This window comes from Rhodococcus kronopolitis (assembly GCF_042654025.1).
GTDB lineage: Bacteria > Actinomycetota > Actinomycetes > Mycobacteriales > Mycobacteriaceae > Rhodococcus_G > Rhodococcus_G kronopolitis.
The window spans coordinates 187,809-199,858 of record NZ_JBHSFO010000002.1; the positions used below are offsets into that span (position 1 = coordinate 187,809).

A 12,050-nucleotide genomic window follows, 5' to 3' on the forward strand; every position below is an offset into this window, starting at 1 on the left:
CCCCGGTCGCGTCGCGCTACCGAGTCCCGTTCGGTACCAACGACTTCACCAGATCCGCCAGCCTGCCGAACTTCTCGGCCCGGCCACTCGACGCCCGGAACACCAGCCCGACGGTCCGGCCCGGCACGGGTGCGGCGAACCGCGCGGCCTCGAGGTCGCTGCGCCCGGTCTCCACCGCCACCGCCGACTCCGGCACCAGGGTGACGCCGAGACCGCCTGCCACGCACTGGACCACGGTGGTCAGCGAGGTCGCCCGGGTGTCCCCCGAGACCGGTCGCGCATCCACCGAACGGCACAGGTCCAGCGTCTGGTCCCGCAGGCAGTGTCCCTCGTCGAGCAGCAGCAGCGGCAACTCGTCGAGCACGTCGAGCGACAGGTCGCCGCGGCCGGCCAGCTCGTGCCCCCGGGGCACCACCAACACGAAATCCTCCTTGTAGAGCGGTATCTCGGTCATGCCGGGCGCCTCGGACGGCAGCGCGAGGAGCGCCACGTCGAGCACGCCGCTGCGCAGCGAGTCCAGCAGCCGCGCGGTCTGGTCCTCGACCACCTGCGGGGCCACCGCCGGCATCTCCGTGCGCAACGCCGGCAGCAACGTCGGCAGCAGGTAGGGGGCGATGGTCGGGATCAGGCCGATCCGCAGCGCGCCTGCGAGCGCGTCGCCCACCCCGGCCGCGGTGGCCACGAAACCGTCGGCGGCCTCGAGGATGACCTTCGCCTGGGTCAGCAGCTGCGCGCCGGCTGGGGTCACCAGCACGCGGCGGGTGCTGCGCTCGATCAGCTGCACTCCCAGACCGTTCTCCAGCGCCGCCAGCGCCTGCGAGAGTGTGGGCTGACTCACACCCAATCGCGCTGCGGCCGTACCGAAGTGGCGATACTCGGCGACCGCGACGAAGGCACGCAGCTGCGACAGTGTGGGTTGATAAGTCTGATCAGCCATACCTATCAGTGTAGTGGCACCTATCGCCTTTACCTTTTGCATAGCTTCGGGCACTATGGACTCATACCGAGTTGAGCGCAGAACACCGCGGCTCACCCGGGTGAAACCACCAGTACACCGACCGCACCAGTGCGCCGACTCCGGCGCAACCCGGTGTACTGCCCCATGTCCGAGAGAAGTCACGGCGCCGACCGCGCCGTGGACCCGCACAAGTAGGAGGACCACACATGGCTCTGCTGACCATCGGCGACCAGTTCCCGGCGTACAACCTCAAGGCCGTCATCGGCGGTGACCTCTCCAAGGTCGACGCCCAGCAGCCCGACGACTACTTCACCACCGTCACCAGCGACGACTACGCCGGCAAGTGGCGGATCGTGTTCTTCTGGCCCAAGGACTTCACCTTCGTGTGCCCCACCGAGATCGCCGCCTTCGGCAAGCTCAACGAGGAGTTCGCGGACCGCGACGCGCAGGTGCTCGGCGCCTCCGTCGACAACGAGTTCGTGCACTTCCAGTGGCGCGCGCAGCACGACGAGCTCAAGACGCTCCCCTTCCCGATGCTCTCGGACCTCAAGCGTGAGCTGGCCGCGGCCACCGGCGTCCTGAACGCCGACGGCGTCGCGGACCGCGCCACCTTCATCGTCGACCCGAACAACGAGATCCAGTTCGTGTCCGTCACCGCCGGCTCCGTGGGCCGCAACGTCGACGAGGTGCTGCGCGTTCTCGACGCACTGCAGTCCGACGAGCTGTGCGCCTGCAACTGGAAGAAGGGCGACCCGACCATCAACGTCGGCGAGCTGCTCTCCGAGAGCGTCTGACCGTGAGCGTCGAGAACCTGAAGAACTCGCTTCCCGAGTACGCCAAGGACCTCAAGCTCAACCTCGGTTCGCTCGCCCGCTCGACGGAGCTCACCGAGCAGCAGCTCTGGGGCACCTTCCTCGCGTGCGCGGCCGCCAGCAAGTCGGCGACCGTGCTCAAGGAGATCGCGTCCGAGGCCGCGGACAACCTGTCCGCGGAGGCCTACAACGCAGCGCTCGGCGCCGCGTCGATCATGGGCATGAACAACGTCGCCTACCGGGCCAAGAGCTTCCTCGGTGACGACTTCACCCAGGTGCGAATGGGTCTGCGGATGAACATCATCGGCAACCCCGGCGTCGAGAAGGTCGACTTCGAGCTGTGGTCGCTCGCCGTGTCCACCATCAACGGCTGCCACGACTGCACCGCCGCGCACGACGCCGTCGTGCGCAAGGAGGGGCTGACCAAGGAGCAGGTCTGGGAGGCCGTCAAGGTCGCCGCGACCGTGCAGGGCGTCGCCCAGGCCATCGAGGCCAGCGAGATCCTCAAGTAGCTTCGGCACCGCTTCGACTGTGCGCGAGTCCCACCCCACCGGGCGGGACTCGCGCACAGTCGTTTGCAGGCCGAACCTTGCCCGGAGCGGTATCGTTCAACGATGGGAATCGAGGTTGAGGTAGTCCGGGTCTTCACCGACGCCGACGGCCGCCACGGCAATCCGCTCGGCATCGTGGACGCGGCACTGGTCCCGCCGCCGCGGCGCCAGGAGCTGGCCGCCGAACTCGGCTTCAGCGAGACCGTCTTCGTCGAGATGCCCACGCAGGGCGCAAGTTCCGCGCGTGCACAGATCTTCACGCCGGCCGCGGAGCTGCCCTTCGCCGGCCACCCCACCGTCGGACTGTCCTGGTGGCTGCGCGACCGCGGCCACCCCGTCGAGACACTGGAGGTGCCGGCCGGACCGGTCACCACCCGCGTCACGGACGCACTGACCTGGGTTCGCGCGAAGGCCGACTGGGCGCCGGAGTTCACCCTGCACCCGGTCCCCGACGCCGATGCCGTGCGGGCCACCCGCGCCGACCGCTACACCGACACCGTCGGCCACCACTACGTCTGGGCCTGGGCCGGCGAGGGCGTGATCCGCAGCCGGATGTTCGCCCCCGAGTTGGGAGTTCCCGAGGACGAGGCGACCGGCGCCGCGGCGGTCCGGATCACCGACCACCTGCGACGCAGCCTGCACATCACCCAGGGTCGAGGCTCGCAGCTGTTCACCAACTACTCCCCCGACGGCTGGATCGAGGTCGGCGGCCGGGTGCACCCCGACCGAACCCGCACCGTCTGACCGCCCTCACGCCGCCTGGCCGCGACGAGCCGAGCGGGCGGGCCGAGCGGGCGGGCCGAGTCGTCGACTCGGTCCGCCCGCTCGATCGCTCACAGGCGGGAACGCCTCGCGATCTAGACCTCGAGGGTCTGGCCCGGGAAGATCAGGTCCACGTTCGGCACCTGGGCGGCCAGCGCCTGCAGGTCGATGCCGTGCGCGGCGGCAATCCCCGAGAGTGTGTCCCCGACCACCACGACGTACTTGCCGTCGGCGGCGACCTGCACAGAGGTCAGGACCGGCTCCGCCACGTCGGACACCGGCGCCTGGTAGGCGACGGGCTCGTCGTAGGCGACCGGCTCGGCGTACGAGACGGGCTCGGAGTAGCTGACCTCGGTGGCGCCTGCGGTCAGGTACTGACCGCACACGGGCCACGCGCCTGCGCCCTGGCCCGCGAGCACGTTCTCCGCGACGCGGATCTGCTCGGACTGGCTGGCGTCGGCCGCATTGCCGGTGCCGCCGTAGGCCGCCCAGGTGCTGGGGGTGAACTGCAGGCCACCGGAGAAGCCGTTGCCGGTGTTGGTGTTCCAGTTGCCGCCGCTCTCGCACTGCGCGACGCCGGACCAGTCGTGGCCCTGTGCGGAGGCGGTGCCGGTGGCCAGTGCCATCGGGACGGCGACGAGGGCGCCGGTGGCGACGACGGCGCCGAGGGCACGCTTGAAGGTGAAATCGGTCATTGAAGTGGATCCTCTCCGCTCCCGTCTGCGAGGCGGACCACCGGCAACGACTTCCGTCGTCGCCCACGGTGCTGTGTCCGTCCCGCTCCCGCCCCTGATGGGATTTCGGCGATTCCGGTCCGCGGGGCGAGATCGAGCGGTGGCGGACCGGCGTTTGCCCGGCTGTTTCGGGCTGGTTCTGACCGTAGGGGATGGTCACGGATGCATCACGACGAACGTTTCTGGCACGGCCGTCCCGCTCCTGACCTCGCGGTTCACAGTTCCCGCAGGCCCGCTCGGCGATCCCAAAAAGTTACACAGCGGTAGTTACACGGCCGTAAGGTGACGACCGACACAGCCAATTCGTGACGCCGGTCACACCGCGGGACCCGCGGCGCCTACCGGTCGACGCCCCCGACCGGCCGGGCCGCCTCGACCGCGGATCGCATGTCCCCCAGGAACTTGACCACCGTCGCCCGCTCCGCCTCGGTGTAGCCGTCGAGGGCCGCGGACGCGTTCGCGATCACCGGCCCGAAGAACGACCAGCCGAGCTCCATCGCCGCGGGCGTGACGGCCAGCAGGACCCGCCTGCGGTCGCGCGGGTCGCGCGCGCGCCGCACGTGCCCCGCCTTCTCCATCCGGTCGACCAGCGCGGTCACCGACGCCGAGTTCAGGTGGAGCTCCCGCGCCAACCACCCCGGGGTCGCCGGTCGGCCGCCACGGTCCGCGTCGAGCAGGCAGATCAACGCCCGGACGTCGGTCGGGTGCAGGCCGTGCACGCGTGCGAACTCCGCACCCAGCAGGTGCAGCTCGACCGTCAGCTCCCGCAGCCGATGCACGGTGGCGAGGGAATCCCCGTCCGGTTCGCGTCCGGCATCCATCACGGCCTCCTGCTCGACAGCATCATCCGACCAACCTACTATCTCGACAGACCGATTATCTCGATCAATCTAAGTAGTTTGAGACGAGGAGACCCGAATGCCCCCGATGTCCACGGCAGCCTTCGCCGCCACCCCCGCGGGATCAGCCTTCTACCGCGCCTACGACCGCGTGCTGGCGAAGTGGCCGGTCGAGGTCACCGGCATCGACCTCGAGTCGGCGCACGGCACCACCCGGGTCAACGTGTGCGGGCCGGCCGACGCCCCGCCGGTGGTGCTGCTGCCGGGCGGCGGGTCCACCTCGACAGTGTGGTTCGCCAACGTCGCCGCCCTCGCCGAGCGGCACCGGGTGTTCGCCGTCGACCTGCTGGGCGACGCGGGCCGCAGCGCCGTCGGGGCCACGCCGCCGCGGACCACCGCGGACCTCACCACCTGGCTCGACACCGTCGTCACGCAGGCAGGCCTGGACGAGTTCGGTCTCGTCGGCCACTCCTACGGGGCGATGATCGCGCTCGCCTACGCGCTGCGTGAACCGGGCCGCGTGCAGAACCTCGTGCTGCTCGACCCCAATTCGTGTTTCGCCCGCATGCGCGCGCAGTACCTCGCCCACGCGCTCCCCCTCCTGATGCGGCCCACCGAAAGTCGCCAGCGCGACTTCATCCGATGGGAGAGCGACGGCCGGGGTGTGGACGAGGACTGGCTCGAACTGGTCTCGCTCGGCGCGGCGTACTTCCCGAAATCGAAGACCTTCGTGCCCAAGCGCCCGAGCCGGGACGTGCTCGCCACCTTGACCCCGGCCACCACGGTGCTGCTCGCCGCCGGCAGCAAGGTGCACGACAGCAGGAAGCTGAAATCCGTCCTCGCGGAGTCGAACCCGCGGCTGCGCACCGTCATCCTCGACGGCGCCACGCACCACACCATGCCCATGCTCCCCGCCGCGGAACTGAACGGTGCCCTGCTCGGCGCACTCAGCGATGCGGCTCCGGTGGCCGACCCGCCGCCAGGTCCTCCTCGCTGAGCAGGACGGCAATCTCCCGGCCCAGCTCGACGCCCGGGGCCAGCGGCGGCCGGTCACCGCTCCAGAACCGGCCCGGGTCGTACCAGTTCGTCTTCTTCCGCTCGGTGAGCATGCCCATCGACTCGTAGGTCTGCGCGACCACCTCCGCGCAGTACGCGCTCTCGAGCCCGGCGGCCGTCTACTCACGCGACGGATGGGTCGACGTCGCCGGACGGGTACACGCGGACCGCACCCTGAGCGTGTAGACCGACCGGCTACCCGGACAACGCGCGATCGACCGCCGCCTCGATGAGTTCGTCGATCTCGCTCTCCGAGAACAACTCCGGCAGCGTCAGCCGATCGACGATCAGCCAGTTCAGCGCGAGGTAGAGCATGCGGACCGTGGTGGCGTCGCCCGGCATGCCCGCCTGCAGGTGATTGGTGACGTTGAAGTCCAGGTCGGCCCGGATCCGTTCGGTCAGCACCGCGCGCAACTCGGGTCGCCGGGTCGCCTCGAGCCTGAGCTCGAGCAGGGCGAGGAAGCCCGTGCGGAACTCGGTGATCCTGCCGACCACCTCGCGCATCAGCCCGACCAGATGATCACGGTCGTGCGGACCGCCGAGGCTCTGCGCCAAGGACTCGCCATCGGGGGTCAGCCGCTCGTAGAACCGGCCGCCCGCCTGCGCCAACAGGTCGTCGCGATTGGCGAAGTAGTTCGACGCCGTACCCGGCGGCACCCCCGCTCGCGAATCGACGGCACGGAAGGTCAGCCCGCGCGCACCCAGTTCTGCCAGGACCTCGATCGCGGCGTCGACCAACGCCGCTCGTCTCTCCGGATTGCTCCGCACTTGACACCACTCCATCTGTAGTACTACTTTCAGACCACGCCAAATAGAGTACTACGGACGGAGCGGTACGTATGCGAAAGCTTGTCTACTACGTGGGTATCTCGCTCGACGGCTACATCGCCGGCCCCGGCGGCGAATGGGATTTCATGGTCTCGGACGACGTGACGACATGGATCACCCAGCGATACCCGGACACCGTCCCCACCCATATCCGCCCACACGTCGGCCTCGAGGGCGAAGCCCGCCAGGCGTTCGACACCGTGGTCATGGGCCTCGGGACCTATCAGCCCGGCCTCGACGTCGGCGTCACCAGCCCCTACGCCCACCTGCGGCAGTACGTGGTCTCGACCACCCTCGGCGAGATCGCCGATCCGGCGGTCGAGCTGGTCACCGGCGACCCCCTCGGCCTCGTCCGCGAGCTCAAGGCACAGGAGGGGATGGACATCTGGCTCGCAGGCGGCGGAAAGCTGGCGGGCACCCTGCTGCCCGAGATCGACGAGCTGGTCATCAAGCGGTACCCGGTGGTCGCGGGGGCAGGCATCCCGGCGTTCGACGGGGCGTTCCTGCCGACGCGGTTCACCCCGACCCGCACCGAGTCGTTCGACAGCGGCGCCTCGGTCACCTGGTTCTCCCGGACCCCGGCGGCCTGATCCGACGCGGGGCCGGTCGCCGTCAGCTCTCCGACGACCGGCCCGCCTCGAGATCGGCATCGCTGAGCAGCACCTCGATCTCCCCGCCCAGCGTCACCCCCGGGGCGAGCGGCAGCCGGTCACCGCTCCAGAACCGTCCCGGGTCGTACCAGTTCGCTTTCCTCCGCTCGGTGAGCAGGCCCATCGACTCGTAGGTCTGCGCGACCACCTCGGCGCAGTACGCACTCTCGAGCCCGGCGGCCTGCCCCTCCCCGGATCGCCTGCGCAACGACGGAATCCGGCCGCCGAACCAACGCGAGGCCAGCTTCGCCGTCGACGGGAATGGAGTGCCGTCGAGCCGGGCGATTGTCCGCAGCAGCTCGTCCTCCTGCTCCCGGGCGACGGGCCGGTCCAGCTGCCGCAGCCAGCCACGCTGGCCGTACCGCGCGCCCCACACCTGCACAGCCGACCGCAGGTCGTGCAGCTGGACGCCGCGCTGGAACCGCCCGGTCCACATGTCCTGCAACGAGTGTCCGAGCTCGGCATGCCACATCAGCGGTGGCATGTCGTCGAGCACCACCGACATCCCGACGTGGTTGACGGGGCTGTTGGTCAGCGTCTGGATGGCCCGGTCCGCGCCGGAATGTCCACGGAAGATCCAGATGTCGCCGGTCCGGGTGGCCTCCACCGCGACGTCCAGGCTCACCTCCGATTCGTGCATCCGCCTACTCATCCACCTAGCCTAGAGCGATGGGAATCGAAGGCAGGCACCTGTGGAAGCTCGTCGGTCTCGCGGGCGTGGTCGGCGTCGCCGCGACCGGGGCCCTGACGGTCCGCGCCGAGCGCAAGCGTCGCGCCTACTCCCCCGACGAGGTGCGTTCCCAACTGCACGCTCGGTTCGCCCAGGCCACCGCGGCCGCCGCGTCCGAACCCCCGACGGTGGATCTCACCCCCGTCCGACCGAGCCTCCGGCAACGCCTCACGCGCCGCCGGCACCGGTGATTCGTCGGCACCGTGCCGCCGATGCACTCCGACGGAATTCAATTGAATTAATCCTCAACCAAAATGTGAAACCTTGACCATGAATCGACCAGGACATTGGACGAGGACACAATTCGGACTTCGCTCGCCGTAATCGATCGAGCACCTCATTTCCTGGTCGATCAAATGAATGAATTCTGATCGAACGCAGTGCGCGAGGCCCTCCCTGCTCCCCAGCCGATCGAGCCCCACGGCCCCGTTGCCGAACCCCGCCCCGACCTGACTTTTGCACCGTCAGACCAGTTCAGGCGTCGAATCCCGGGTCGACACCCCGATTCCTGAGGTGCCGGGCCGAGCCGATCGCCTGCCACCCGGACCCCGCGGCACCGAGTGACCCGTCCGGTTGGTGGTCGCTCACAAATCATGTAGAACAGATCGCAACTGATTCAGGTACGCGATCTGGATTCAGTGGCGATTTTGCGGGAAACATGCACAGGACGCGGCCTGTGTCGAGGTCCGCCGGCCGGACCACAGGGCGCGGCACGAGCTGACTAGACAGGCGAATTCATGTTGTTACCGATGTCACCGGCCGATTCGATGTTCCTGCTCGGCGAGTCCCGCGAGCATCCGATGCATGTCGGAGGCCTCGCGCTCTTCGCCCCGCCGGAAGGCGGCGATGCCGACGATGTGCGAGCCATGCTCGACGCCGCGTTGGCAGGCGGGGCGGTGTCACCGGTGCTGCGCAAGCGCCCGCGGCGATCGCTCACCACGCTCGGGCAGTGGGGCTGGGAGGAGGGCGTCGACGTCGACCTCGGTCACCACATTCGCCACAGCGCGCTGCCGCAGCCCGGCGGCATCAAGGAACTGCTCGAACTGGTCTCACGCCTGCACGCGCACCTGCTGGACCGCAACCGGCCGCTGTGGGAGATGCACCTGATCGAGGGCCTCGCGGACGGACGCTTCGCCGTGTACACGAAGATCCACCACGCCGTGACCGACGGCGTCTCCGCGATGCGGCTGTTGCGCAGCACGCTCAGCGAGGACTCGGGTGAGCGCGGGATGCCGGCGCCGTGGGAGCCACTGGTGCGCGATCGTCCGGCGCCGGTCCCGGCCGCCGCGACCGACGGCCTGAATCTGCTCGACCTGCCCGGCGCGGCCGTGAGCGCGGTTCGCGGCGCGATCGGCCTGATCCCGACGCTCGCGACCACTGTCGACCGGGCGCGGAAGAGCCGCGGCGGCTCCCTCTCGCTCGCCGCCCCGAAGAGCATTCTCAACGTGCCGATCGGCGGAGCCCGCCGATTCGCGGCCAGGTCCTGGCCGATCGAACGGCTCCGGCTGGTCGCGAAGGCGGGCGACGCCACCGTCAACGACGTGGTGCTCGCGATGTGCTCCGGTGCGCTGCGGAGCTACCTGGCCGAGCGAGAGGTTCTCCCCGTCGACCCCCTTGTGGCACTGGTGCCGGTCTCGCTACGACGGGAAGGCAAGGAGAGCAAGTCCGGCAACGACTTCGGGCTTCTCTCGTGCAATCTGGCCACCGATCTCGAGGAGCCCGCGGAACGGTTCGAGGCGGTCCGCAAGACGATGGGTGAGGGCAAGGAGGAGATGAGCACCAGAAGCTCGGGCGAGATCCTGGCCATGAGCGCGCTCGGCGCCGTCCCGCTGGTGCTCGGTGTGCTCTTGGGCGAGCTGGCGCCCATCCGGCCCCCGAACGTGATGATCTCCAACGTGCCGGGCCCGGGCATGCCGCTGTACTGGAACGGCGCGCGGCTGACCGCGCTGTACCCCCTGTCCATCGCCGTCGACGGGCAGGCCCTGAACATCACCATCACCAGCACCGACGACGAGATCGCGTTCGGCATCACCGGATGCCGACGCAGCGTGCCGCCGCTGGCGCCGCTGCTCGGATGCCTCGACGCCGAACTCGGCGCCCTCGAGGTGGCGGTCGGGTTGTAGCGCCGCCCTGCGCCCGTGAGTCCGGGTGGGACGATGAGGACTCAGGGGCAGCGACGCTGCATGACGCACTCACACCGGGAGACGACGTGGCCGATCGCACACCACAGGTATCCGACGCGGTCTGGACGAGACCGGACTTCCCCGACAGCTCGACGTGGACCGTGGTGCTCGCGGAGGCCGAGCGGGCGGAGATCGTCGACGCGGGCCGGACCGACGGGCAGGACCCGTCGCGGCTGTTCCCCACCCTGCGGTCCCGCTGCGCGGAGTGGGCGGACACGCTGGTCGCCGGGTGCGGATTCGTGCTCCTGCGCGGGTTCCCCGTCGACGAGCTCGACGCCGAGCAGACCGAACGGGCGTACCTCGCCCTCGGTGCCATGCTCGGGACGCCGGTGGGCCAGGACCGGGACGGGTCCGCACTCACCCACATTCGCGACGAACGGGTCACCCGGACCGATCCCACCGTCCGGCTCTACCGGACCAGGGAGCGTCAGGACTTCCACACCGACGGTTCCGACCTGGTCTCGCTGCTGTGCCTGAACCAGGCGCAGGCGGGTGGGGAGAGCCTGATCGCCAGTTCCGCGGCGATCTACAACGAGGTGTTGCGGCGACGCCCGGACCTGCTCGAGGTGCTTTACTCCCCCATGCCGTGGGATCGCAACGGCGAGGAGCCGCCCGGGCAGCCGCCCTACTTCGAACTCGCGCCCCTCAACGACGTCGACGGGGCGCCGCGCCTGTTCTACATCAGCTGGTACATCCGTGACTCCCAACGACATCCGCAGGCGCCACGGCTGACCGCCGAGCAACTCGAGGCCCTCGAGCTCGTCGAGACCATCGCCAACGAGCCACGCTTCCACGTCGAGATGGTCTTCGAACCCGGCGACGTCCAGATCCTGCACAACGGACGCATCCTGCACGCCCGCAACGCCTACCGCGACCACCCCGACCTCGACCGCCGCCGGCACCTGCTCCGACTGTGGTTGACGGCCAGGGACTTCCGCGGCGTCGCGGAGCCCCTACGAACCGGAATTCCGACGTCCTAGTTGCCCCGGGTGACCACCCGGACCGGCACACTGTGCACACCCGAGTCGACGCCGTCCGTGCCGGGTTCGCCTGCCGGGGCGGACCCGAGCGACTCGACCGCGAGCCGCACCGCGACCGCACCCAGTTCCCGCGGCTGCTGCGCGATGTCGGCGTTCTGCGTGCCCGCCTCCACCGCGGCCAGCCCGTCCGGGGTGCCGTCGAATCCGACGATCTTCACTTGGTTGCCTGCGCGTGACCCCAGGGCCTTGATCGCGCCGAGGGCCATCTCGTCGTTGGCCGCGAACACGCCCCGGATGTCCGGGTTCGACTGCATCAGGTTCGACATCACGTTGAGCGCCTTGGTCCGGTCGAAGTCGGCCGGCTGTGAGGCCACGACGGTGATCGACGGGTACTTGACGATCTCCTCGTCGAATCCGGCCTGCCGGTCGCGGGCCGCCGAGGTGCCGGGCTTGCCCTCGAGCACCGCCACGGGACCTGCTCCGACCAGCTCGGCGAGCTGCTGCGCCGCGAGCCGGCCGCCCTCGACGTTGTCGGAGGCGACCGTGGTGACCACCGCGCCGCCGCTGGGCCCGCGGTCCAGCGCGACCACCGGAATGTTCGCCGCGTTCGCCGCCTTGACCGACGGCACGATCGCGTCGGAGTCGACCGGGTTGACGACGATCGCGTCGACCCGCTGCGCGATCGCGTTCTGCAGGTCGTTGGCCTGCCTGGACGGATCCGAACCCGCGTCGGTCACGGTCAGCCGGGCCCCGAGCCGGTCCGCCTCGGCCTGCGCGCCGTCGCGGACGTCGACGAAGAACGGGTTGTTCAGCGTGGACAGCGAGAGCGCGATCCGCGGTCCACTGGCGCCGCCGTCGCGTTGCCGGTCGACGATCGCCCAGCCGGCCGCCATGACCACCAGCACCAGGACCGCTGCGGCGCCGCGCCGCACCGCCGGCGACTTCATCAGCCCACCGCCCCCGCCGC

General features: G+C 69.7%; 14 protein-coding genes and 1 pseudogene. 8 read left to right on the top strand and 7 right to left on the bottom strand.

Annotated features, from left to right (window positions below):
• Nucleotides 1-16 precede the first annotated feature (16 nt).
• Nucleotides 17-937: a hydrogen peroxide-inducible genes activator gene (locus ACFO6S_RS04035; protein WP_378414378.1), complete on the bottom strand. Its 921-nt coding sequence runs from the start codon at nucleotides 935-937 to the stop codon at nucleotides 17-19.
• Between the two features lie 227 nt (nucleotides 938-1,164).
• Between ACFO6S_RS04035 and ACFO6S_RS04040 the strand changes: the two genes are divergently transcribed.
• The 3 genes from ACFO6S_RS04040 to ACFO6S_RS04050 all read left to right on the top strand — a co-directional run bounded on the left by ACFO6S_RS04040 (nucleotide 1,165) and on the right by ACFO6S_RS04050 (nucleotide 3,065).
• Nucleotides 1,165-1,752, top strand: a complete 588-nt coding sequence (locus ACFO6S_RS04040) for a peroxiredoxin (RefSeq protein ID WP_378414381.1) — start codon at nucleotides 1,165-1,167, stop codon at nucleotides 1,750-1,752.
• 2 nt (nucleotides 1,753-1,754) lie between these two features.
• Complete coding sequence (ahpD, locus tag ACFO6S_RS04045; protein WP_378414382.1) at nucleotides 1,755-2,282, top strand: alkylhydroperoxidase, AhpD family; 528 nt, start codon at nucleotides 1,755-1,757, stop codon at nucleotides 2,280-2,282.
• 102 nt (nucleotides 2,283-2,384) lie between these two features.
• Nucleotides 2,385-3,065 (top strand): PhzF family phenazine biosynthesis protein, encoded by a 681-nt coding sequence (locus tag ACFO6S_RS04050; protein WP_378414384.1) that lies wholly within the window; start codon nucleotides 2,385-2,387, stop codon nucleotides 3,063-3,065.
• A 113-nt stretch (nucleotides 3,066-3,178) separates the two neighbouring features.
• Here the strand turns inward: ACFO6S_RS04050 and ACFO6S_RS04055 are convergent, their stop codons facing one another.
• The gene (locus ACFO6S_RS04055) at nucleotides 3,179-3,778 is read right to left on the bottom strand and encodes a transglycosylase family protein (protein ID WP_378414386.1); all 600 of its coding nucleotides are present in this window, start codon (nucleotides 3,776-3,778) and stop codon (nucleotides 3,179-3,181) included.
• Nucleotides 3,779-4,155: 377 nt separating this feature from the next.
• A complete protein-coding gene (locus ACFO6S_RS04060; protein WP_378414388.1) occupies nucleotides 4,156-4,638 on the bottom strand; it encodes a MarR family winged helix-turn-helix transcriptional regulator in 483 nt (160 codons plus the stop codon).
• A gap of 97 nt (nucleotides 4,639-4,735) precedes the next feature.
• On the opposite strand from ACFO6S_RS04060, the gene ACFO6S_RS04065 reads away from it, so the two are divergent.
• The gene (locus ACFO6S_RS04065; protein WP_378414390.1) at nucleotides 4,736-5,653 is read left to right on the top strand and encodes an alpha/beta fold hydrolase; all 918 of its coding nucleotides are present in this window, start codon (nucleotides 4,736-4,738) and stop codon (nucleotides 5,651-5,653) included.
• Here ACFO6S_RS04065 and ACFO6S_RS04070 read toward each other — a convergent pair.
• Nucleotides 5,604-5,828, bottom strand: a pseudogene (locus ACFO6S_RS04070) (hypothetical protein); the annotation flags it as partial. The gene ACFO6S_RS04065 and the pseudogene ACFO6S_RS04070 overlap by 50 nt on opposite strands.
• A gap of 79 nt (nucleotides 5,829-5,907) precedes the next feature.
• Nucleotides 5,908-6,480: a TetR/AcrR family transcriptional regulator gene (locus ACFO6S_RS04075; protein ID WP_378414392.1), complete on the bottom strand. Its 573-nt coding sequence runs from the start codon at nucleotides 6,478-6,480 to the stop codon at nucleotides 5,908-5,910.
• A gap of 71 nt (nucleotides 6,481-6,551) precedes the next feature.
• On the opposite strand from ACFO6S_RS04075, the gene ACFO6S_RS04080 reads away from it, so the two are divergent.
• Nucleotides 6,552-7,130, top strand: coding sequence for a dihydrofolate reductase family protein (locus ACFO6S_RS04080; protein ID WP_378414394.1), 579 nt, complete (start codon nucleotides 6,552-6,554; stop codon nucleotides 7,128-7,130).
• 22 nt (nucleotides 7,131-7,152) lie between these two features.
• Here ACFO6S_RS04080 and ACFO6S_RS04085 read toward each other — a convergent pair whose 3' ends face one another.
• Nucleotides 7,153-7,842 (bottom strand): hypothetical protein, encoded by a 690-nt coding sequence (locus ACFO6S_RS04085; protein WP_378414396.1) that lies wholly within the window; start codon nucleotides 7,840-7,842, stop codon nucleotides 7,153-7,155.
• 17 nt (nucleotides 7,843-7,859) lie between these two features.
• On the opposite strand from ACFO6S_RS04085, the gene ACFO6S_RS04090 reads away from it, so the two are divergent.
• The 3 genes from ACFO6S_RS04090 (at nucleotide 7,860) to ACFO6S_RS04100 (ending at nucleotide 11,083) form a co-directional block, all read left to right on the top strand.
• Nucleotides 7,860-8,111 carry a hypothetical protein gene (locus ACFO6S_RS04090; RefSeq protein ID WP_378414398.1) on the top strand — a complete coding sequence of 84 codons (252 nt, stop codon included), beginning with the start codon at nucleotides 7,860-7,862 and terminating at the stop codon, nucleotides 8,109-8,111.
• A 546-nt stretch (nucleotides 8,112-8,657) separates the two neighbouring features.
• Nucleotides 8,658-10,043: a WS/DGAT/MGAT family O-acyltransferase gene (locus ACFO6S_RS04095; RefSeq protein ID WP_378414400.1), complete on the top strand. Its 1,386-nt coding sequence runs from the start codon at nucleotides 8,658-8,660 to the stop codon at nucleotides 10,041-10,043.
• Nucleotides 10,044-10,129: 86 nt separating this feature from the next.
• Nucleotides 10,130-11,083: a TauD/TfdA family dioxygenase gene (locus ACFO6S_RS04100; protein ID WP_378414402.1), complete on the top strand. Its 954-nt coding sequence runs from the start codon at nucleotides 10,130-10,132 to the stop codon at nucleotides 11,081-11,083.
• Here ACFO6S_RS04100 and ACFO6S_RS21245 read toward each other — a convergent pair.
• On the bottom strand, nucleotides 11,080-12,030 hold the full coding sequence (locus ACFO6S_RS21245) for a substrate-binding domain-containing protein (protein ID WP_417714998.1): 951 nt from the start codon (nucleotides 12,028-12,030) through the stop codon (nucleotides 11,080-11,082). The genes ACFO6S_RS04100 and ACFO6S_RS21245 overlap by 4 nt on opposite strands.
• Nucleotides 12,031-12,050 lie beyond the last annotated feature (20 nt).